Genomic DNA, 19,786 nt, shown 5'->3' with positions numbered 1-19,786 from the left:
GCGAAACGCCGATCGGCGAAATTTCAGACCCGGGTAGAGTTCGACAACTACAAAGCGTCATACTTGCGGATGTGACCAGCGCTGTGGGGACCTCGGGTACTGCGATCACGTCACGGGTGCATTCGCTGAATCGACCCAACATGGTCAGTGTTGGCACCATAGTGTGGCTTTCCAGCGAGCTGATGTTCTTTGCTGGGCTGTTCGCGTTCTACTTCACGGCCCGCGCCCAGGCCGGCGGGAGCTGGCCGCCGCCGCCGACCGAGCTGAACCTGTACCAGGCCGTCCCGGTCACGCTGGTGCTGATCGCGTCGTCGTTCACCTGCCAGATGGGGGTGTTCGCGGCCGAGCGCGGCGACGTCTTCGGGCTGCGCCGCTGGTACGTGATCACCTTCCTGATGGGCCTGTTCTTCGTGCTCGGCCAGGCCTACGAGTACTACCACCTGATGACCCACGGCACGACCATCCCGAGCAGCGCCTACGGCAGCGTGTTCTACCTGGCCACCGGCTTCCACGGGCTACACGTCACCGGCGGGCTGATCGCCTTCATCTTCCTGCTGGCCCGCACCGCGATGACCAAGTTCACCCCCGCGCAGGCGACGGCCAGCATCGTCGTCTCCTACTACTGGCACTTCGTCGACATCGTGTGGATCGCGCTGTTCACCGTGATCTATTTCATCCGATGAAGGCGGCGCCCTAACGGCTTTCAAAGAGGAATGACAGGAGTGCTCGGTTGAAGAAACTGAGGTCTACCCGACCCGGTGGCGGCAAGCCCCGGGGTCAGCGAAACGATCGCGCGCGCCGGCGGCTGCGCCGCCGCTTGTCGGGCGGCCTGCTGCTGCTGATCGCGCTGACCGTCGCCGGCGGCCTGGCCGCGGTGCTGACCCCCCGCCCGCAGGTGGCCGTCGCCGACGAGTCGTCCTCGGCGCTATTGCGCACGGGCAAACAGCTTTTCGACACCTCGTGCGTGTCCTGCCACGGCGCCAACCTGCAGGGCGTGCCGGACCACGGGCCCAGCCTGATCGGCGTCGGCGAGGCCGCCGTCTACTTCCAGGTGTCCACCGGCCGGATGCCCGCCATGCGCGGCGAGGCCCAGGCGCCGCGCAAGGACCCGATCTTCGACGAGGCGCAGATCGACGCCATCGGCGCCTACGTGCAGGCCAACGGCGGCGGCCCCACCGTGACACGCAACCCCGACGGCAGCGTGGCGATGTCCTCGCTGCGCGGGACCGACCTGGGCCGCGGCGGCGACCTGTTCCGGCTCAACTGCGCCTCGTGCCACAACTTCACCGGCAAGGGCGGGGCGCTGTCGTCCGGTAAGTTCGCGCCCGACCTGGGGCCCGCCAACGAGCAGCAGATCCTCGACGCGATGCTGACCGGCCCGCAGAACATGCCGAAGTTCTCCGACCGTCAGCTTTCCTTCGAGGCCAAGAAGGACATCATCGGCTACGTCCGGACCGTCTCCGAGGAGCGCCAGCCCGGCGGCTACGGCCTCGGCGGGTTCGGACCCGCGCCCGAGGGCATGGCGATGTGGATCATCGGGATGGTCGCCGCCATCGGGCTGGCACTGTGGATTGGGGCGCGATCATGAGCGACGGCTCGAACATCCCCAAGGGCTCGGACACCGACAAGGGCGGCGGCGCGGCCCAGGAGCCCAACGAGGCCGCGCTGGCCGCGATGCCGCAAAACGAACTGGTCGCGCTCGGCGGCAAGCTCGACGGCGTCGAGACCGTCTACAAGGAGCCGCGCTGGCCGGTCGAGGGCACCAGGGCCGAGAAGCGCGCCGAGCGCGGCGTGGCCCTGTGGCTCGTGCTGGGCGGCTTCTTCGGCCTGGCGCTGCTGCTGATCTTCTTGTTCTGGCCGTGGGAGTACAAGCCCCGCGAGGCCGCCGGAAGCTTCTGGTACTCGCTGACCACGCCGCTGTACGGCCTGACCTTCGGGCTGTCCATCCTGGCGATCGCCATCGGCGCCATCCTGTTCCAGAAAAGGTTTATCCCCGAAGAGATTTCGATCCAGGAACGGCATGACGGCGCGTCCCGCGAGATCGACCGCAAGACGGTGGTGGCGAACCTGGCCGACGCCTACGAGGGCTCGACGATCGGGCGCCGCAAGCTGATCGGGCTGTCGCTGGGCATGGGCCTGGGCGCGTTCGGCCTTTCCACCCTGGTGGCGTTCCTCGGCGGGCTGATCAAGAACCCGTGGAAGCCGGTGGTGCCCACCGCGGACGGCAAGAAGGCCGTGCTGTGGACGTCGGGCTGGACCCCGCGCTACCACGGCGAGACCATCTACCTGGCGCGCGCCACCGGCTCGCACAACGGCGCACCGTTCGTCAAGATGCGCCCGGAGGACATGGACGCCGGCGCGATGGAGACCGTGTTCCCGTGGCGGGAGTCCGACGGCGACGGCACCACCGCGGAATCGCACGAGAAGCTGACCGCGATCAAGATGGGTGTGCGTAATCCGGTGATGCTCATCCGGATTCGGCCCAGCGACCTGCCGCGCGTGGTCAAACGCCAGGGCCAGGAGAGCTTCAACTTCGGCGAGTTCTTCGCCTTCACCAAGGTCTGCTCGCACCTGGGTTGCCCGTCGTCGCTGTACGAGCAGCAGTCCTACCGGATCTTGTGCCCGTGTCACCAATCGCAGTTCGACGCACTGCATTTCGCCAAGCCGATCTTCGGCCCGGCCGCCCGTGCGTTGGCACAACTGCCGATCACCATCGACACCAACGGGTATCTGGTCGCCAACGGCGACTTCATCGAGCCCGTCGGACCGGCATTTTGGGAGAGGACGACGACATGAGTCCCAAACTGAGCCCCCCGAAGATCGGTGACGTCCTGGCCAAGCAGGGCGAGGACATCGACACCCGCTATCACCCCTCGGCGGCGGTGCGCAGGCAGCTCAACAAGGTCTTCCCGACGCACTGGTCGTTCCTGCTCGGCGAGATCGCGCTCTACAGCTTCATCGTGCTGCTGCTCACCGGCGTGTACCTGACGCTGTTCTTCGATCCGTCCATGACTGAGGTCACCTACAACGGTGTCTACCAACCACTTCGGGGTGTGGAGATGTCGCGCGCCTACGAGACGGCGCTGAACATCTCCTTCGAAGTCCGCGGCGGCCTGTTCGTCCGGCAGATCCACCACTGGGCCGCGCTGATGTTCTCCGCGGCGATCATGGTGCACCTGGCGCGCATCTTCTTCACCGGGGCGTTCCGGCGCCCGCGCGAGGCGAACTGGGTGATCGGCTCGCTGCTGCTGATCCTTTCGATGTTCGAGGGCTACTTCGGCTACTCGCTGCCCGACGACCTGCTGTCCGGTATCGGGCTGCGGGCCGCGCTCTCGTCGATCACGCTGGGCATGCCGGTGATCGGGACCTGGCTGCACTGGGCGCTGTTCGGCGGGGACTTCCCCGGCGACATCCTGATCCCGCGGCTGTACGCCATCCACATCCTGCTGTTCCCCGGAATCATCCTGGCGCTCATCGGATTACACCTGGCGCTGGTGTGGTTCCAGAAGCACACCCAGTTCCCCGGCCCGGGCCGCACCGAGCACAACGTCATCGGCGTGCGGGTCATGCCGGTGTTCGCGGTCAAGTCCGGCGCGTTTTTCGCCGCCATCGTCGGCGTGCTGGGCCTGATGGGTGGGCTGCTGCAGATCAACCCGATCTGGAACCTGGGCCCCTACAAGCCATCTCAGGTGTCGGCCGGCTCGCAGCCGGACTTCTACATGATGTGGACGGAGGGCCTGGCCCGTATCTGGCCGCCGTGGGAGTTCTACTTCTGGCACCACACCATTCCCGCCGTGGTCTGGGTGGCGCTGATCATGGGCGCGGTGTTCATCCTGCTGATCATCTACCCGTTCCTGGAAAAGCGGTTCACGGGTGACTATGCGCACCACAACCTGCTGCAGCGGCCGCGGGACGTGCCGGTGCGCACCTCGATCGGCGCGATGGCGATCTCCTTCTACATGGTGCTGACCCTGGCGGCGATGAACGACATCATCGCGTTCAAGTTCCACATCTCGCTGAACGCGACGACGTGGATCGGGCGCATCGGGATGGTGATCCTGCCGCCGTTCATCTTCTTCATCACCTATCGGTGGTGCATCGGGTTGCAGCGCAGCGACCGCGCGGTGCTCGAGCACGGCGTGGAGACCGGCATCATCAAGCGGCTGCCGCACGGCGCCTACATCGAGCTGCACCAGCCGCTCGGCCCGGTCGACGACCACGGCCACCCGATCCCGCTGGAGTACCAGGGCGCGCCGGTGCCCAACAAGATGAACCGGCTGGGCTCGGGCGGGACGCCGGGTCACGGCAGCTTCTTGTTCGCCGATCCTCCGTCCGAGGATGCGGCGCTGCGCGAGGCGTCGCACGCGGCGGAGCGACGCGCGCTGACCGCGCTACGCGAGCATCAGGACAGCACCGTCGGTTCCAACGGCGAGGAAGGCGAGCACTAGAAAGCTAGCGCTCGGCGATCAGGCTCCGCAGCTGGCGCACGTGTAGCCATTCGACGACCGGCATCGCCGCGGTGACGAGCCCGGCCAGCACGTAGCCGAACCACGACGCGCCGTCGTGCCCGACGGCCATCAGGTAGGTCGCCGCCGCGACGGCGATCAGCGCGGCGCCCATCGTGCCCGTCAGAATGACGGTGCCGCGCAACCAAACCCGGTCCACCGCCTCACCGGACCATTCGGCGGCCGGCTCCCCGGCCCGCACCGTGCGGGCCCCGAGGGTGCGCGCTATGGGGGCGCCCGGCCGCAGCGGGGTTCGGCCCGGCGCGGCCGCCGACCGGACGCCCGGATCGCTCTGGGCCATGCGCCGGGCCCGCAACAGCACCGGGATCGCTCCGGCGATGATCAGCGCCGAGACGACGATGACGGCGTACAGCACCCACGTGGTGTGCGAGCTGCCGGCGGCCGCCTTGTGAAAGCCCCGGCCCAGGTTGGCAAGCGCGACGGCGGCGGCCACGCTGACGCCCAGCAACACCAGCCAGATCGCCGCGCACGCCCCCACCAGGATGCGGTCGATGACGTCGGGCGGAATGGTGTCCGACCCGCGCCGGTATGCGTAATACCTGCTGACCATCAGCAGCTCGTCTGCGGGGCGTCGTTGGTGTTCGACGAAAGCACCGTTCCGTCGCTCGTGGTGATCGAGCAATTGAGCCGGCTGACCCGGAAGAGGCTGGACGCCTCGACCGAGCCGACGTCGGATTGCGAGATCGGCGTGACCGTCATCGACCACGGGATGTACACGTTGTGCTGCGTGCGCCGGCGACCGGAGGCGTCGACATAGGTCACCGAGATGATGTCGCCGGGCGCTTTCGTGCCGGTCACCGAGTAGGTGACCTGTCGCGGCCCGGCCGGCGTGCTCGGTGGCGGCGGGGGGGCGGCCGCCGTCGAGGTGGCCGGCGGCGGGGCCGGCGCCGGGGCGGGTGGCGGGGGTGGCGGGGCGGGCGTCACCGTCACGGTCTGTGTCTCCGTAGCTGTCGGGGGCGGCGGCGGTGGGGTGGTCGGCGGTGGCGGCGGGGGCGGCGTGGTGGTGCTGCCCTCGTTCCAAGGGGGCGACGTGGGCGGCGTGGTGCTGGTGGCGGGGTTGGCGAGCTTGTTGGTGTCGGTGCGCGCAACCAACAGCGACACCGAGACCACCAGCGCGATCGCGGCGACGATGGCGGCGACGCCCACGATCCACGGCCAGCGCGGGGCGCCGTGTTCGTCGTCGTGGTGGGACGGCTCTTGGTAGCCGTCGTAGTCGTAGAGCACCATGTCGGCCGGCACATAGGGGCCGCTCATGAAGTGCTCGGACTCCGGCGCGGAGTAGGCCCGCGAGTACGCGTCCGTCAGGCCGGTGTCGTCGGCCGCCGCCAACTCGGCGCTGTCGTCGACCCCCGGCTCCCCGGCCTCACCCGGGGGCTCCAAATCGTCGCCGGGCGCGCTGCCGGGATCGGGTTCGTGGCCGAGCTCGGCGGCGGATTCTTCTTCTTCAGGTTCCCGTCCCGGGGGTTTCGGCCCGTTCATGTCTGCCTGCCCTGTCCAACTGCCTCACCAGCGCGCGGGGCTCCGCGGTCAAGCCGTTGCGCGCGCGCTCGGGAAATTGTCATTGTGCCTGGGCAAACCCTACCGAACCGACTGGGGCAAATAAGTTTAGCGACGGGACCACTGGTCAACTGATGCCCGGATTGTGACCTTCGGGTCGCAAATCAGTGCTTCTCCGGACCGAGGTAGTACTCGAACACCAGGCCCGCCGCCGTGGCGAGGATGAACACCACGCCGGCGACGATCAGCCAGGGCAGCCACAGCGCGATGCCGACCGCGGCCACCGAGCCGGCCAGCGCGACCAGGATCGGCCACCAGCTGTGCGGGGCGAAGAACCCCAATTCCCCTGCGCCGTCGCTGATCTCGGCGCCCTCGTAGTCCTCGGGCCGGGTGTCGAGGCGGCGCGCGACGAAGCGGAAGAAGGTGGCCACGATCAACGCCAGGCCGCCGGTCAGCGCCAGCGCGGTGGTTCCCGCCCATTCCTCGCCGCCGGTGGCGAACAGCGCGGTCAGCACCCCGTACAGCACCGCCGTAACGAAGAAGAACGCGGCGACGAACTCGAACAGCCTCGCTTCGATGTGCATTGAGTGTCCTAACCTACTGGCTTGCCGTCATCTCGCCGCGGCGGGTTTCGAACGGGTGGGTGGTCACCGCCACCGGCGACTGGTTGATCGCCTGCAACGCCTGGGCGTTGCTCTTTCCATCGATCCGTTGCTGCAGGTAGGCCTTGAAATCGTTGGGTTGGACCACGCGCACCTCGAAGTTCATCATCGAGTGATACGTGCCGCACATCTCGGCGCAGTGCCCGACGAACGCCCCGGTCTTGGTGATCTCTTCGACCTGGAACACGTTGACGGAGTTGTTCGCCACGGGGTTGGGCATCACGTCGCGCTTGAACAGGAATTCGGGCACCCAGAACGCGTGCACGACGTCGGCCGAGGCCAGCTGGAACTCGATCCGCTTGCCGGCGGGCAGCACCAGCACCGGGATCTCGGTGCTGGTGCCCAGGGTTTCGACCCGGTCGAAGTTCAGGTAGGTGCGGTCCTCGGTGTTGAGGCCGCGCACCGGGCCGACGAGCTCCTCGCCGTGCTTGTCCTTGCCCTCGGGCTTGGACACCATGGCCTTCTTCTTGGCCTCGTCGAGGCCCTCGTAGGTCAGGGTGCCGTCGTGGAAGTTGACGCGCTGGTACCCGAACTTCCAGTTCCACTGGAAGGAGGTGACGTCGATCACGACCTCGGGGTCCTTGGCCAGGTGCAGCATCTTCTCCTGGACCACGACCGTGAAATAGAACAGCACCGAGATGATCAGGAACGGCGTCACGGTGAGGACCAGCTCCAGCGGCATGTTGTAGCCGAATTGGCGGGGTAGCTCGGTGTCGGTCGCCTTCTTGCGGTGGAAGGCCGCGGTCCAGAAGATCAGGCCCCACACGATGACGCCGACGACCAGCGAGGCGATCACCGCGCCGATCCACAGCTCCCGGTTGAGGTGGGCCTGCGGGGTGATGCCCTCCGGCCAGCCCATGGCCAGCACCCCCGACCAGCTGCACCCGCTCAGGCTCACCGCCAGCACGCCCAGCGTCACGGCCAGCGCCAGCCGCCGAAGGCCGGAGAACCTGCGCTGCGACAGACGTTGCGAACGGGCCTGCTCGCGAGGTGTCACGTTGGCGCCCTCCTGCTCGGATATCGAATACTACGCAGCGTAGACCACGCCCCTCGGCGCGGCGACGAAACCCCGGCCGGCCAGTCGGTGCGGCACCGCGGGCACCGCCCGGGTGCGGCATACTGGGGCGCCGTGTGTGGTCTGCTGGCGTTCCTCGCCCACCAGGGCAGCGCCGACGCCGCGCGCGCCGACGGCGCCGTCTCCGACGCCTTGCGGTTGATGCGCCACCGCGGGCCCGACGAGCCGGGCACCTGGGCCGACCCGGGCGCCGACGGATCCGTCGTGTTCGGGTTCAACCGGCTGTCGATCATCGACATCGCGCACTCGCATCAGCCGCTGCGCTGGGGCCCGCCGGAGGCGCCGGACCGCTACGTGCTGGTGTTCAACGGCGAGATCTACAACTACCTGGAGCTGCGCGAGGAACTGGCGGCCCGGCACGGCGCCGTCTTCGCCACCGACGGTGACGGCGAGCCCATCGTCGCCGGCTTCCACCACTGGGGCACCGACGTCTTGACGCGGCTGCGCGGCATGTTCGCCTTCGCGTTGTGGGACACCGTCACCCGCGAATTGTTCTGCGCGCGTGACCCTTTCGGCATCAAACCGCTGTTCATGGCCACCGGCTCGGGCGGTACCGCGGTGGCCAGCGAGAAGAAGTGCCTGCTGGAGCTGGCCGAGCTGGTGGGCTTCGACACCGGGATCGACCGCCGCGCGGTGCAGCACTACACGGTGCTGCAGTACGTGCCGGAGCCCGAGACGCTGCACCGCGGGGTGCGCCGCCTCGAGTCGGGCTGCTACGCCAGGATCCGCCCTGGGTCGGCGCCGGAGGTCACCCGCTACTTCGTGCCGCGGTTCGCCGCGGTGCCCATCACCCGCGACACCGAGCAGGCCCGCTACGACGAGATCACCGCGGTGCTCGAGGACTCGGTGGCCAAGCACATGCGCGCCGACGTGACGGTCGGCGCCTTCCTGTCCGGCGGCATCGACTCCACCGCGATCGCGGCGCTGGCCATCCGGCACAACCCCCGGCTCATCACCTTCACCACCGGTTTCGAGCGCGAGGGATTCTCCGAGATCGACGTCGCCGTGGCCTCGGCCGAGGCGATCGGCGCCCGGCACGTCGCCAAGGTCGTCAGCCCGGACGAGTTCGTCGCGGCCCTGCCCGAGATCGTCTGGTACCTCGACGAGCCCGTCGCCGACCCGGCGCTGGTGCCGCTGTTCTTTGTCGCCCGCGAGGCCCGCAAGCACGTCAAGGTGGTGCTCTCCGGCGAGGGCGCCGACGAGCTGTTCGGCGGCTACACGATCTATCGGGAACCGTTGTCGCTGAAGCCCTTCGAGTATCTGCCGCGGCCGCTGCGGCGGTCGATGGGCAAGGTGTCGCGGCCGCTGCCGGAGGGCATGCGCGGCAAGAGCCTGCTGCACCGCGGGTCGCTGACGCTCGAGGAGCGCTACTACGGCAACGCCCGGAGTTTCTCCGACGCGCAGCTGCGCGACGTGCTGCCCGGGTTTCGCGACGACTGGACCCACACCGACGTGACGGCGTCGGTGTACGCCGAATCGCGCGGCTGGGACCCGGTGGCCCGCATGCAGCACATCGACCTGTTCACCTGGCTGCGCGGCGACATCCTGGTCAAGGCCGACAAGATGACGATGGCCAACTCGCTGGAGCTGCGGGTGCCGTTCCTGGACCCCGAGGTGTTCGCCGTCGCGTCCCGGCTGCCGGTGGAGGCGAAAATCACCCGGACCACGACCAAATACGCGCTGCGGCGGGCCCTGGAGCCGATCGTCCCGGCCCACGTGCTGCACCGGCCCAAGCTCGGGTTCCCGGTCCCGATCCGGCACTGGCTGCGCGCCGGCGAGCTGCTGGAGTGGGCCTACGCGATGGTGGCCTCGTCGCGGGCCGATTACCTGATCGACCTCGCCGCCGTGCGCCGGATGCTCGACGAGCACCGCAGCGGCGGCAGCGACCACAGCCGCCGGCTGTGGACGGTGCTGATCTTCATGCTCTGGCACGCGATCTTCGTCGAGCACAGCGTGGTGCCCGAGATCCGCGAGCCGGTGTACCCGGTGCAGCTGTAACGCCGAGCAGACGCAAAAGCCCCCGACACGCCGAGGCGTGCGGGGCTTTTGCGTCTGCTCGGCGGACCTAGGCGAGCACCGCGGCGATCTCGGTCGCCGCGTCCTCGCCGTAGGCGCCGGCCAGCCGGCTCTTCGCGACCTCGTGGTCCCAGGCCCACTCCTGGGTTCCCGTCGACTCCAACACCAGCACGGCGACCAGCGAGCCCAGCTGCGCCGACCGCTCGATGCTCAGGCCGGCGGTGCGGCCGGTGAGGAACCCGGCCCGGAACGCGTCGCCGACGCCGGTGGGGTCGACCTGGGCCGTCTCGGGCACGACGTCGACGTGGACGGTGGTGCCGTCGCGGTCAACGATGTCCACGCCCTTGGCGCCCAGCGTGGTCACCCGCAGGCCGACCTTGCCCTGCACGTCGGATTCCGACCAGCCGGTCTTGTTGAGCAGCAGCTCCCACTCGTAGTCGTTGGTGAACAGGTACGCCGCCCCGTCGACCAGCTTGCCGATGTCCTCCCCGGACAGGCGGGGCAGCTGCTGCGACGGGTCCGCCGCGAACGCCAGGCCGAGCTTCCGGCACTCCTCGGTGTGCACCACCATGGCGTCGGGGTCGTTGGCCCCGATGACGACCAGGTCCGGCTTGCCCACCGAGGACACCACGTCGGCGAGCTTGATGTTGCGGGCCTCCGACATGGCGCCCGGGTAGAACGACGCGATCTGGGCCATGTCGAGGTCGGTGGTGCAGGTGAACCGCGCCGTGTGCGCGGACTCGGAGATCAGCACGTTCTCGCAGTTGACCCCGTGGCGCTCGAGCCATTCGCGGTAGTCGCCGAAGTCGTCGCCTGCCGCGCCGACCAGCGCGACGTCACCGCCCAGCACCCCGATGGCGAAGGCGATGTTGCCCGCCACCCCGCCGCGATGAATCACCAGGTCGTCGACGAGGAAGCTGAGCGAAACCTTCTGCAGGTGATCGGCCAGCAGGTGCTCGGAAAACCGCCCGGGAAAACGCATCAAGTTGTCGGTCGCAATCGAACCGGTCACCGCGATCGTCACGAAATCTCCACCCTCCGTTAGTAAGGTTGCCTAGCTTACTCAGGCGTATCGACCGTCGTTGCGTCCGCGGTCGGCCCGCGCGGCCGTGCGCTAGCCTGCCAAGGGAACTCACTCAAGTCGCCGGGACCCGAATGCTCGGGCGCTATCCGTTCGTGTCCCGTCTACCACCGTAGGAGAACCACATGGGCGGTCCGCACCCGCCGAACCACACTGTCGGCGCCGACGGACCCGCGCCCTACGCCGAGTCCCGGACGGTCGAGTTCCCGCACGAGCCGCCGTCCTCGGCCGGCTATCCGGGCCAGGTGCCGCCCCCGGGGTACCCGGCGCGGCGGTCCAAGCGGCGGCTGGTCATCGGCGTTTTGCTGGCCGTCGCGCTGGTCGCCGCGATGACGGTGGCGATCGTCTACGGAGTCCGCACCAATGGGGCCAACACCGGCGCGGCGTTCTCCGAAGCGTCGGCCAAGTCGGCGATTCAGGGCTATCTCGACGCCCTCGAGCGCCGCGACACCGACAACATCGTCCGCAACGCGCTGTGCGGGCTGTACGACGCGGTGCGCGACAAGCGTTCCGACCAGGCGCTGGCCAAGCTGAGCAGCGACGCGTTCCGCAAGCAGTTCTCCAACGTCGAGGTGACCTCGATCGACAAGATCGTGTACCTGTCGCAGTATCAGGCCCAGGCGCTGTTCACGATGCGGGTCTCACCCGCGACCGGCGGCCCGATGCGCGGCGACGTGCAAGGGGTCGCGCAGCTGCTGTTTCAGCGCGGCGACACCCTGGTGTGCTCGTATGTGCTTCGAACCGGCGGCTCGTACTAGTCGAACCGCTAGTTGAACGAGTCCCCGCACGCGCACGAACCGGTGGCGTTGGGGTTGTCGATGGTGAAGCCCTGCTTCTCGATGGTGTCCACGAAGTCGATCGACGCGCCCTCCACGTAGGGCGCGCTCATCCGGTCCACGGTCAAGGTCACACCGCCGAACTCGGCGGTGAGGTCGCCGTCCAGGGTGCGGTCGTCAAAGAAGAGGTTGTAGCGCAGCCCAGCACACCCGCCCGGCTGGACCGCGATACGCAGCGCCAGGTCGTCGCGTCCCTCCTGATCCAGCAGGGACTTCGCCTTGGCGGCGGCGGCCTCGGTCAGGATCACGCCGTGCGTCTTGGCGCTCGACTCGTTCTGCACCGTCATTGCTTCTCCTACATGCCTCATGGTTTGGGTGAGTCACCCGCGGCTGGTGAACCGCCCGGGGAAACCCACTCCCTCAACGGTACCTTGCGGGACCGCTATTCCCGAGTCGCTCGGCCACCACCGACGCCAAACCCATCAGCTGATTGGCCGCGTCGGCCAGCGCCAGCCGCACCGATCCGGCGTGGTCGGCGATGGACAGGGCGGCCATCATGCCCGCCGATCGCACCGTGGATTTGTCCAGATCCACCTGGCCCGCCAGCACGACCACGGGAATGCCCAGCGGACGGGCCTTGTCGGCCAGCCAGCCGACCACCTTTCCGTGCAGGGATTGCTCGTCGAACCGGCCCTCCCCGGTGACGATGAGCTCGGCGGTCTCGAGGTCGTCGGCCAGGTTGGTGTGCCCGGCGACGATCTCCGCGCCGGACTCGCTGCGGCCGCCGAGCGCGAGCAGCGCGGCGCCGATGCCGCCGGCGGCGCCCGCGCCCGGTTCGGAGCTCACATCCCGTCCGGCCGCGGCTTCCAGTTCCAGGGCCCACGCCTCGAGGCGGACCTCGAGCGCCGCGACCGTCGCGGTGTCCGCGCCCTTCTGCGCCCCGAACATCCTGGCCGCTCCCCACGGCCCCAGCAGCGGGTATTCGGTGTCCGACGCGGCGATCAGCTCGACGTCGGCCAGCTGCCGCCGGGCGGCTTGCAGGCCGCCGAGCTCCGCGATGAGGCCCTGGCCGCCGTCGGTAGACGCGCTGCCGCCCAGCCCGACCACGATCCGCTTCGCCCCGGCGCGTAGGGCCTCGGCGACGAGCTGCCCGACTCCCCTGCTGTGGGCCGCCATCGCGGTCTCCGGGGTGGGCGGACCGCCCAGCAGCGCCAGGCCGCACGCCTGCGCGGATTCCAGGTACGCGGTCGCCGAGTCGCGATCGAACACCCACTCGGCGTCCACCGTGGAGTCCAGCGGGCCGGACACCCGCAGCCGGCGCTTCTCGCCCAGCCGGCCGGCCAGCACCTCGACGAAACCCGGGCCGCCGTCGGACTGGGGCGCCACGATGAATCGATCGCCCGGCCGCGACCGGGTCCAGCCCGTCGCGATGGCGGCGGCGGCCTCGACGGCCGTGAGGCTGTCTCCGTAGCAATCAGGGGCAACCAGGACCAGCATGGCCGGCAGCTGGAGACGGCCGGGCGACAGGCCAGCGTCATCCGAGGCCATCGAGCCGTCGTCCATCACAGGTAGCCGTTCATCAGAGTAAGAGTAGGTGTACCGCCCTGCTGGAGCATGACGAATGACGGCGCCGCACGGGGCCGTTTCGGCGCGGACGGCCCGCGAAGTAACCTGGCGACTGTGAAGCTGCTGGGCCGCAAGAAAACCCATGACGAGGACCCCGACGGGGGTACGACGGCGCCGGCTGCACCCGACCTGGACGGTCCGGCCGACGCGGCATCGCCGGGATCGCGCAAGACCGGTCCCAAGGGCCGGCCCACGCCCAAGCGCAACGAGGCGCGGCGCACCAAGGGCCCCGTCGCGCCAGCGCCGATGACCGCCGCCGAGGCGCGCGCCCGGCGCAAGTCGCTGGCCGGCCCGAAGCTCAGCCGCGAGGAACGCCGGACCGAACGGGCCGCCAGCCGGGCCCGGATGGCGGAGCGCCGGGAGCGCATGATGGCCGGCGAGGAGGCCTACCTGCTGCCGCGCGACCAGGGGCCGGTGCGCCGCTACGTGCGCGACGTGGTGGATTCCCGGCGCAACCTGCTCGGCCTGTTCATGCCGTCCACGCTGACGCTGCTGTTCATCATGTTCGGTGTCCCGCAGCTGCAGCTGTACATGTCGCCGGCGATGCTGGCCGTGATGGCCCTCATGAGCATCGACGGGCTGATCCTGGGCCGCAAGGTCAACAGGCTCGTCGACGAGAAGTTCCCGAGCAACACCGAAAGCCGTTGGAAGCTGGGTCTTTACGCCGCCAGCCGGGCCTCCCAGATGCGCCGGATGCGGACGCCCCGGCCCCAAGTCAAGCACGGCGCCAGTGTCGGTTGAGCCTCGCCTGAAAGCCGTCTGACCCCGGTGCGCACCCTGGTGCTCGGCGGGATCAGGTCGGGCAAGTCCCGGTGGGCGGAGGAAGCCATCGCCGCGTCGCTGGCGCCCGGGCAGCCGGTACGCTACCTGGCCCCCGGCCCGGCCGGCGAGGGCGACGAGGCGTGGGCGCAGCGGATCCGCCGGCACCGCGACCGCCGGCCCGCGCACTGGTCGACGGTCGAAACCGACGACATCACAACGCAATTGCGGCGCTGCCCCGAAACCCCGACGCTGGTCGACGACCTCGGCGCCTGGCTGACCGGCGCGCTGGACCGGCACCGGGCGTGGGAGAACGGGTCGGCGGCTTCGGTCCGCGAAACCGTCGAGGCCCTGGTCGCCGCCGTCGGCGCGTTCGGCGCCCCGCTGGTCCTGGTCAGCCCGGAGGTCGGGCTGACCGTGGTGCCGGCCACCGCGTCGGGACGCTTATTCGCCGACGAGCTGGGCGGCCTCAACCAGCGCGTCGCCGCGCTGTGCGATCGGGTGGTGCTGGTGGTGGCCGGGCAGGCGGTACCGATCAAGCCGATCAAACCGTCGGGAACGTGATGGAATTCACGCCGATTTCGCCGCCCGACGCCGCCGTCGCGGCCGCCGCGCGCGCCCGTCAGGACACGTTGACCAAGCCGCGGGGCGCGCTGGGCCGGCTCGAGGACCTGTCGGTGTGGGTCGCGTCGTGCCAGGGGCGCTGCCCGCCCCGACAGTTCGAGCGGGCCCGGGTGGTGGTGTTCGCCGGGGACCACGGCGTCGCCCGCTCGGGGGTGTCGGCCTATCCCCCGGAGGTGACCGCTCAGATGGTCGCCAACATCGACGCCGGCGGGGCGGCGATCAACGTGCTCGCCGACGTCGCCGGCGCGACGGTGCGGGTCGCGGACCTGGCGGTGGACGCCCCGCCGGCCTCGGAGCGGATCGGCGCCCACAAGGTGCGCCGCGGCAGCGGCGACATCGCCGTCGAGGACGCGTTGACCGACGAGGAGACCGGCCGCGCGCTCGCGGCCGGTCGCGGCATCGCCGACGAGGAGGTCGACGCCGGCGCCGACCTGCTGATCGCGGGCGACATGGGAATCGGAAACACCACTGCGGCAGCGGTTTTGGTGGCGGCGCTGACCAACGCCGAGCCGGTCGCGGTGGTCGGCTTCGGAACCGGCATCGACGACGCCGGCTGGTCGCGCAAGGCCGCCGCGGTCCGCGACGCCCTGTTTCGCGCGCGGCTGGTGCTGCCCGACCCGGTCGGACTGCTGCGCTGCTGCGGCGGCGCGGACTTGGCCGCGATGGCGGGCTTTTGCGCGCAGGCCGCGGTGCGGCGCACGCCGCTGCTGCTCGACGGGATGGCGGTGACGGCCGCCGCGCTGGTCGCCGAGCGCCTGGCGCCGGGCGCCAGGCAGTGGTGGCAGGCCGGTCACCGGTCCACCGAACCGGGCCACGCGCTGGCCCTGGCGGCCCTCGAACTGGACCCGATCCTGGACCTGCGCATGCGGCTGGGCGAGGGAACCGGCGCCGCGGCGGCGCTGCCGGTGCTGCGCTGCGCGGTGGCCGCGCTGTCGTCGATGGCGACGTTCGCCGACGCCGGCGTCTCGGAGCCCGGCGGTGCTCCCCCATCGTGATGCGTTCGCTGGCAACGGCTTTCGCGTTCGGCACGATCGCCCCGGCGCCGCGCGCCGGGGCGATCCCGATGGGCCGCGGCGCCATGACCGCGCTGCCGGTGGTCGGCGCCGCCCTGGGCGCATTGGCCGCGGGTGTCGCGTGGGTCGGCGTTCACGCGTTCGGCCCGACCAGCCCGCTGCCCGGCCTGCTCGCGGTGGCGGCCATGCTGCTCGCCACCCGCGGCCTGCACATCGACGGCGTCGCCGACACGGCCGACGGCCTGGGCTGCTACGGGCCACCGCCGCGCGCGCTGGCGGTGATGCGCGACGGGTCGACCGGACCGTTCGGCGTGGCGGCGGTGGTGCTGGTGATCACGTTGCAGGGCTTGGCCTTTTCGGCGCTCGGCCCGGTCGCGATCGTGGTGGCCGTGGCCGCCGGACGGGTCGTGGCGGTGCTGGCCTGTCGCCGGTCGGTGCCGGCGGCCGAGGGCAGCGCGCTGGGCGTCCGGGTCGCCGGCACCCAGCCCGCGCCGGTGGTGGCGGCCTGGCTCGCCGTGCTGCTGGCCGCTTCGCTGGCGGCGGGTCCGCGGCCGTGGCAGGGGCCGGTCGCGGTGCTGCTGGCGGTGTGCTGCGGCGCGGCGCTGGTGGCGCACTGCGTGCGCCGCTTCGGTGGCATCACCGGCGATGTGCTGGGCGCGGCCATCGAGTTGACGACGACGGTCGCCGCCGTCGCGCTGGCCGGACTGGTCCGGGTATAAGGCGGTCAGCCGAGCCGCGACATCCAGGCGTGGGTGTCGGCGAAGGTGCCACGCTGGATGCCGGTCAGCGTGTCGCGCAGCGCCATCGTCACCTCGCCGGGCTGGCCGTCGGCGATGGTGAACTCGGTGTCGCCGTACTTCACCCGCGAGACCGGGGTGATGACGGCCGCGGTGCCGCAGGCGAACACCTCGGTGATCTCCCCCGCGGCGGCCTTCTTCTGCCACTCGTCGATGTCGATCTTGCGTTCCTCGACGGCGAATCCGGCGTCGATTGCCAACTGCAGCAACGAATCCCGCGTGATCCCGGGCAACAGCGAGCCGGACAACTCGGGCGTGACCAGCCGCGCCGACCCGGCGCTGCCGAGCACGAAGAACAGGTTCATCCCGCCCATCTCTTCGATGAAGCGACGCTCCACGGCGTCCAGCCACACCACTTGGTCGCAACCGTTTTCGGCGGCCTGGGCCTGAGCCAGCAGCGACGCGGCGTAGTTGCCGCCGAACTTGGCCGCGCCGGTGCCGCCCGGGCAGGCCCGCACGTATTCGGTCGACACCCAGACGCTGACCGGGGTGATGCCGCCCTTGAAATAGGCGCCGGCCGGCGACGCGATCAGCAGGTAGCGGTACTGCTTGGCCGGCCGCACCCCCAGCCCCGGCTCCGTCGCGAAGATGAACGGGCGCAGATACAGCGCCTCCTCGCCGCCGGCGCGGGGCACCCACGCGCTGTCGACGGCGATGAGCTGGCACAGGGATTCGATGAACAGCTCGCCGGGCAGCTCGGGAATGGCGAGCCGCCGCGCCGACGAACGCATCCTGGCGGCGTTGGCGTCGGCGCGAAACGACACGATCGAGCCGTCGGCCCAACGGTAGGCCTTGAGCCCCTCGAACACCTCCTGCGCGTAGTGCAGCACGATCGCGGACGGGTCCAGCTGAATCGGGCCGTACGGGATGACCCGTGCGTTGTGCCAGCCGCGGTCCTCGGCGTAGTCGATCGAGACCATGTGGTCGGTGAAGTATTTGCCGAAGCCCGGGTCGGCCAGGATCGCCTCGCGTTCGGCGTCGGTCGCCGGGTTGGCCGCGCGGGTAACCGTGAACTCGCCTGGGCCGCTGGTCATGGCGCTGATTGTATATCCGGGTGCGAACGGGTTTTTGCCACGGGAAACCGGTGGCGCCTAACGAGTTTTCACGGCGACGAAGGGCGGACGCACGACTTCGCACTCGGCGGGGCGGCCGCGGACGTCGACGGTGACGAGCTGGCCGTCCTCGACGCCCGCGTCGGTGTCGATCAGCGCGAGCGCGATGCCGGCCTGCAACGTCGGGGAAAACGTTCCCGACGTGGTGATCCCGACGGGGGCGTCTCCGGCCAGCACCGTCAGCCCGGGACGCAGCACGCCGCGGCCCACCATTCGCAGGCCCCGCAGCAGCCGTCGCGGCCCGGCCTCCTTTTCGGCGAGCAGCGCGTCGCGGCCGAAGAACGCGTCCTTCTTCCAGCCGATCGCCCAGCCGCAGCGGGCCTGCAGCGGCGAGATGTCGAGCGAAAGTTCGTGCCCGTGCAGGGGATAGCCCATCTCGGTGCGCAGCGTGTCGCGGGCGCCCAGGCCGGCCGGCTGGCCGCCCGCGTTCGACACCGCCGTCACCAGCGCGTCGAACACCACCGCCGCGGACTCCCAGCCCGGCAGCAGCTCGTATCCGTGTTCGCCGGTGTAGCCGGTGCGGCAGACGCGCACCGGCACCCCGGAGAACGAAGCGTCGGCGTAGGCCATGTAATCCATGTCGTTCGGCAGTCCCAACTCGCCGAGCACGTCCGTCGATCGCGGCCCCTGCACCGCCAGCACCGCATACGAGCGATGCTCGTTGCTGATCGTCAGGCCCGCGGGCGCGGCCGCCTGCAGCGCCTCGACGACCGCGGCGGTGTTGGCGGCGTTGGGCACCAGAAAGATCTCGTCGTCGTCGACGTAGTAGGCGATCAGGTCGTCGATGACGCCGCCGGATTCGGTGCAGCACAACGTGTATTGCGCCTTGCCCGGGCCGATGCGGCCCAGGTCGTTGGTGAGCGCCGAGTTGACGAACCGCGCCGCGCCCGGACCGCGCACCAACGCCTTGCCGAGGTGGCTGACGTCGAACAGGCCGACGGCGTTGCGGGTGGCGTTGTGTTCGCTGACGGTCCCGGCATACGACACCGGCATCAGCCAGCCGCCGAACTCGGCGAAGGTCGCGCCGAGCTCGCGATGGCGCTCTTCCAGCGGTCCGTGCTGCAGGTGGTCGGTCACGGCGTCTCACCCTAACCGAGCGGTATTGCTGGCACACTTGGGCAGGTGTCCGATCACCTGGACTTCGACGCGCTCGAGGCCGCCGGCATCGCCAACCCGCGCGAGCGGGCCGACCTGATCAAGTATCTGAACGAACTCGGTTTCACGGTCGAGGAGATGGTGGAGGCCGAACAGCGCGGCCGACTGTTCGGGCTGGCCGGGGACGTCCTGCAATGGTCGGGGCGCCCGGTCTACACGATGGCGACCGCGGCCGAGCGGCTCGGCGTGTCACCCGACGAGGTCGCCCACGCCTGGGGTTTGCTCGGCCTGACCGTCGCCGGGCCCGACGTTCCCGCGCTGAGCCAGGCCGACGTCGATGCGCTGGCGACCTGGGCCGCCCTGAAGACGGTGGTGGGTGAGGACGGCGCGAACGGGATACTGCGGGTCCTCGGCGCCACGATGGCCCGACTCGCGGAGGCCGAGTCGACGGTGATCCGCGTCGGGATGCCGGACATCCAGATGACCCACACTCACGACGAGCTCGCCACGGCGCAGGCCTACCGCGCGGTCGCGGAGTTCGTCCCCCGGATCGGGGAGCTGATCGACGTCGTTCACCGCCATCACCTAACCGGCGCCCGCACCCACTTCGAGGGCGTCCTGCGCGACAGCTCGGCAAGTGTGGTGTGCGGCATCGGTTTTGCGGATCTGTCCGGCTTCACCGTGCTCACCCAGGCGCTCACGCCCGCCCAGTTGTCGCTGCTGCTCAACGAGTTCGCCGGGACCGTCACCGACGTGGTGCATGCCGACGGCGGCCGGGTGGTGAAGTTCATCGGCGACGAGGTGATGTGGGTGAGCGCGTCGCCCGGGCAGCTCGCCAGGGCGGCGGCCGACCTCGTCGAGCATCCGCGGGCCCGGCAGGAGGGTGTGCAGGTTCGAGCCGGCCTGGCGTACGGCAGCGTGCTGGCCATCAACGGGGACTACTTCGGCAGCCCGGTCAACCTGGCGGCGCGGCTGGTGGCGGCCGCGGCGCCGGGGCAGATACTCGCCGATTCGGCGCTGCACGACGAGTTGCCGGACTGGCCCGCCGTCCCGCACGGTCCGCTGACGCTCAAGGGCTTTGACGCGCCGGTCACCGCCTTCGATCTGCGCAGTGACTAGGGTGGTTG

At 70.0% G+C, this 19,786-nt stretch carries 20 protein-coding genes; 11 read left to right on the top strand and 9 right to left on the bottom strand.

The features are described 5' to 3' along the window. The first annotated feature begins 71 nt into the window (after positions 1 to 71). Genes ctaE through qcrB form a run of 4 tightly spaced genes read left to right on the top strand, consistent with a single transcriptional unit; the run spans position 72 to position 4,448 of the window. Positions 72 to 683: an aa3-type cytochrome oxidase subunit III gene (gene ctaE, locus AC5Y6X_RS14230; protein ID WP_324678781.1), complete on the top strand. Its 612-nt coding sequence runs from the start codon at positions 72 to 74 to the stop codon at positions 681 to 683. Between the two features lie 47 nt (positions 684 to 730). Further along, positions 731 to 1,588 carry a cytochrome bc1 complex diheme cytochrome c subunit gene (qcrC, locus tag AC5Y6X_RS14225; protein ID WP_499987005.1) on the top strand — a complete coding sequence of 286 codons (858 nt, stop codon included), beginning with the start codon at positions 731 to 733 and terminating at the stop codon, positions 1,586 to 1,588. Continuing rightward, complete coding sequence (gene qcrA / locus AC5Y6X_RS14220; protein ID WP_499987004.1) at positions 1,585 to 2,796, top strand: cytochrome bc1 complex Rieske iron-sulfur subunit; 1,212 nt, start codon at positions 1,585 to 1,587, stop codon at positions 2,794 to 2,796. Before qcrC ends, qcrA begins: the two co-directional genes overlap by 4 nt. Further along, complete coding sequence (gene qcrB, locus AC5Y6X_RS14215) at positions 2,793 to 4,448, top strand: cytochrome bc1 complex cytochrome b subunit (protein ID WP_324678784.1); 1,656 nt, start codon at positions 2,793 to 2,795, stop codon at positions 4,446 to 4,448. Before qcrA ends, qcrB begins: the two co-directional genes overlap by 4 nt. Before the next feature lie 4 nt (positions 4,449 to 4,452). Here qcrB and AC5Y6X_RS14210 read toward each other — a convergent pair whose 3' ends face one another. From AC5Y6X_RS14210 to ctaC, 4 genes are all read right to left on the bottom strand, one after another. After that, a complete protein-coding gene (locus AC5Y6X_RS14210) occupies positions 4,453 to 5,076 on the bottom strand; it encodes a DUF2561 family protein (protein WP_499987003.1) in 624 nt (207 codons plus the stop codon). After that, a complete protein-coding gene (locus AC5Y6X_RS14205) occupies positions 5,076 to 6,005 on the bottom strand; it encodes an MmpS family transport accessory protein (protein ID WP_499987002.1) in 930 nt (309 codons plus the stop codon). Before AC5Y6X_RS14205 ends, AC5Y6X_RS14210 begins: the two co-directional genes overlap by 1 nt. A gap of 182 nt (positions 6,006 to 6,187) precedes the next feature. Beyond that, on the bottom strand, positions 6,188 to 6,607 hold the full coding sequence (locus AC5Y6X_RS14200; RefSeq protein ID WP_324678790.1) for a cytochrome c oxidase subunit 4: 420 nt from the start codon (positions 6,605 to 6,607) through the stop codon (positions 6,188 to 6,190). A 13-nt stretch (positions 6,608 to 6,620) separates the two neighbouring features. Next, on the bottom strand, positions 6,621 to 7,682 hold the full coding sequence (ctaC, locus tag AC5Y6X_RS14195; protein ID WP_499987001.1) for an aa3-type cytochrome oxidase subunit II: 1,062 nt from the start codon (positions 7,680 to 7,682) through the stop codon (positions 6,621 to 6,623). A 132-nt stretch (positions 7,683 to 7,814) separates the two neighbouring features. Between ctaC and asnB the strand changes: the two genes are divergently transcribed. Next, positions 7,815 to 9,758, top strand: a complete 1,944-nt coding sequence (gene asnB / locus AC5Y6X_RS14190) for an asparagine synthase (glutamine-hydrolyzing) (protein WP_499987000.1) — start codon at positions 7,815 to 7,817, stop codon at positions 9,756 to 9,758. 67 nt (positions 9,759 to 9,825) lie between these two features. On the opposite strand, the gene AC5Y6X_RS14185 is transcribed toward asnB, so the two are convergent. After that, the gene (locus tag AC5Y6X_RS14185; RefSeq protein WP_499986999.1) at positions 9,826 to 10,800 is read right to left on the bottom strand and encodes a carbohydrate kinase family protein; all 975 of its coding nucleotides are present in this window, start codon (positions 10,798 to 10,800) and stop codon (positions 9,826 to 9,828) included. 182 nt (positions 10,801 to 10,982) lie between these two features. Between AC5Y6X_RS14185 and AC5Y6X_RS14180 the strand changes: the two genes are divergently transcribed. Beyond that, entirely contained in the window at positions 10,983 to 11,615 is a 633-nt protein-coding gene (locus AC5Y6X_RS14180) for an Rv0361 family membrane protein (protein WP_499986998.1), read from the top strand. 8 nt (positions 11,616 to 11,623) lie between these two features. Here the strand turns inward: AC5Y6X_RS14180 and AC5Y6X_RS14175 are convergent, their stop codons facing one another. Both AC5Y6X_RS14175 and AC5Y6X_RS14170 read right to left on the bottom strand, forming a co-directional pair. Next, positions 11,624 to 11,980 (bottom strand): iron-sulfur cluster assembly accessory protein, encoded by a 357-nt coding sequence (locus tag AC5Y6X_RS14175; RefSeq protein ID WP_324678800.1) that lies wholly within the window; start codon positions 11,978 to 11,980, stop codon positions 11,624 to 11,626. Between the two features lie 73 nt (positions 11,981 to 12,053). Further along, positions 12,054 to 13,130, bottom strand: coding sequence for a glycerate kinase family protein (locus AC5Y6X_RS14170; RefSeq protein WP_499987064.1), 1,077 nt, complete (start codon positions 13,128 to 13,130; stop codon positions 12,054 to 12,056). Positions 13,131 to 13,313: 183 nt separating this feature from the next. Between AC5Y6X_RS14170 and AC5Y6X_RS14165 the strand changes: the two genes are divergently transcribed. Genes AC5Y6X_RS14165 through AC5Y6X_RS14150 form a run of 4 tightly spaced genes read left to right on the top strand, consistent with a single transcriptional unit; the run spans position 13,314 to position 16,374 of the window. Continuing rightward, positions 13,314 to 14,000 (top strand): DUF3043 domain-containing protein, encoded by a 687-nt coding sequence (locus AC5Y6X_RS14165; RefSeq protein ID WP_499986997.1) that lies wholly within the window; start codon positions 13,314 to 13,316, stop codon positions 13,998 to 14,000. A gap of 27 nt (positions 14,001 to 14,027) precedes the next feature. Continuing rightward, the gene (locus AC5Y6X_RS14160) at positions 14,028 to 14,582 is read left to right on the top strand and encodes a bifunctional adenosylcobinamide kinase/adenosylcobinamide-phosphate guanylyltransferase (RefSeq protein ID WP_499986996.1); all 555 of its coding nucleotides are present in this window, start codon (positions 14,028 to 14,030) and stop codon (positions 14,580 to 14,582) included. After that, positions 14,582 to 15,637 carry a nicotinate-nucleotide--dimethylbenzimidazole phosphoribosyltransferase gene (gene cobT, locus AC5Y6X_RS14155; protein ID WP_499987063.1) on the top strand — a complete coding sequence of 352 codons (1,056 nt, stop codon included), beginning with the start codon at positions 14,582 to 14,584 and terminating at the stop codon, positions 15,635 to 15,637. Before AC5Y6X_RS14160 ends, cobT begins: the two co-directional genes overlap by 1 nt. Further along, positions 15,634 to 16,374: an adenosylcobinamide-GDP ribazoletransferase gene (locus AC5Y6X_RS14150; RefSeq protein WP_499986995.1), complete on the top strand. Its 741-nt coding sequence runs from the start codon at positions 15,634 to 15,636 to the stop codon at positions 16,372 to 16,374. Before cobT ends, AC5Y6X_RS14150 begins: the two co-directional genes overlap by 4 nt. 5 nt (positions 16,375 to 16,379) lie before the next feature. Here AC5Y6X_RS14150 and AC5Y6X_RS14145 read toward each other — a convergent pair whose 3' ends face one another. After that, complete coding sequence (locus tag AC5Y6X_RS14145; RefSeq protein ID WP_324678809.1) at positions 16,380 to 17,486, bottom strand: branched-chain amino acid aminotransferase; 1,107 nt, start codon at positions 17,484 to 17,486, stop codon at positions 16,380 to 16,382. Between the two features lie 57 nt (positions 17,487 to 17,543). After that, a complete protein-coding gene (gene gcvT / locus AC5Y6X_RS14140) occupies positions 17,544 to 18,641 on the bottom strand; it encodes a glycine cleavage system aminomethyltransferase GcvT (protein WP_324678811.1) in 1,098 nt (365 codons plus the stop codon). A 45-nt stretch (positions 18,642 to 18,686) separates the two neighbouring features. On the opposite strand from gcvT, the gene AC5Y6X_RS14135 reads away from it, so the two are divergent. Beyond that, positions 18,687 to 19,778: an adenylate/guanylate cyclase domain-containing protein gene (locus AC5Y6X_RS14135; RefSeq protein ID WP_324678813.1), complete on the top strand. Its 1,092-nt coding sequence runs from the start codon at positions 18,687 to 18,689 to the stop codon at positions 19,776 to 19,778. Positions 19,779 to 19,786 lie beyond the last annotated feature (8 nt).

Source organism: Mycobacterium sp. NGS26 (assembly GCF_059813025.1).
The sequence above is the reverse complement of the archived record's forward strand: the minus strand, read 5'-3'. Positions and strand labels throughout refer to the sequence as shown.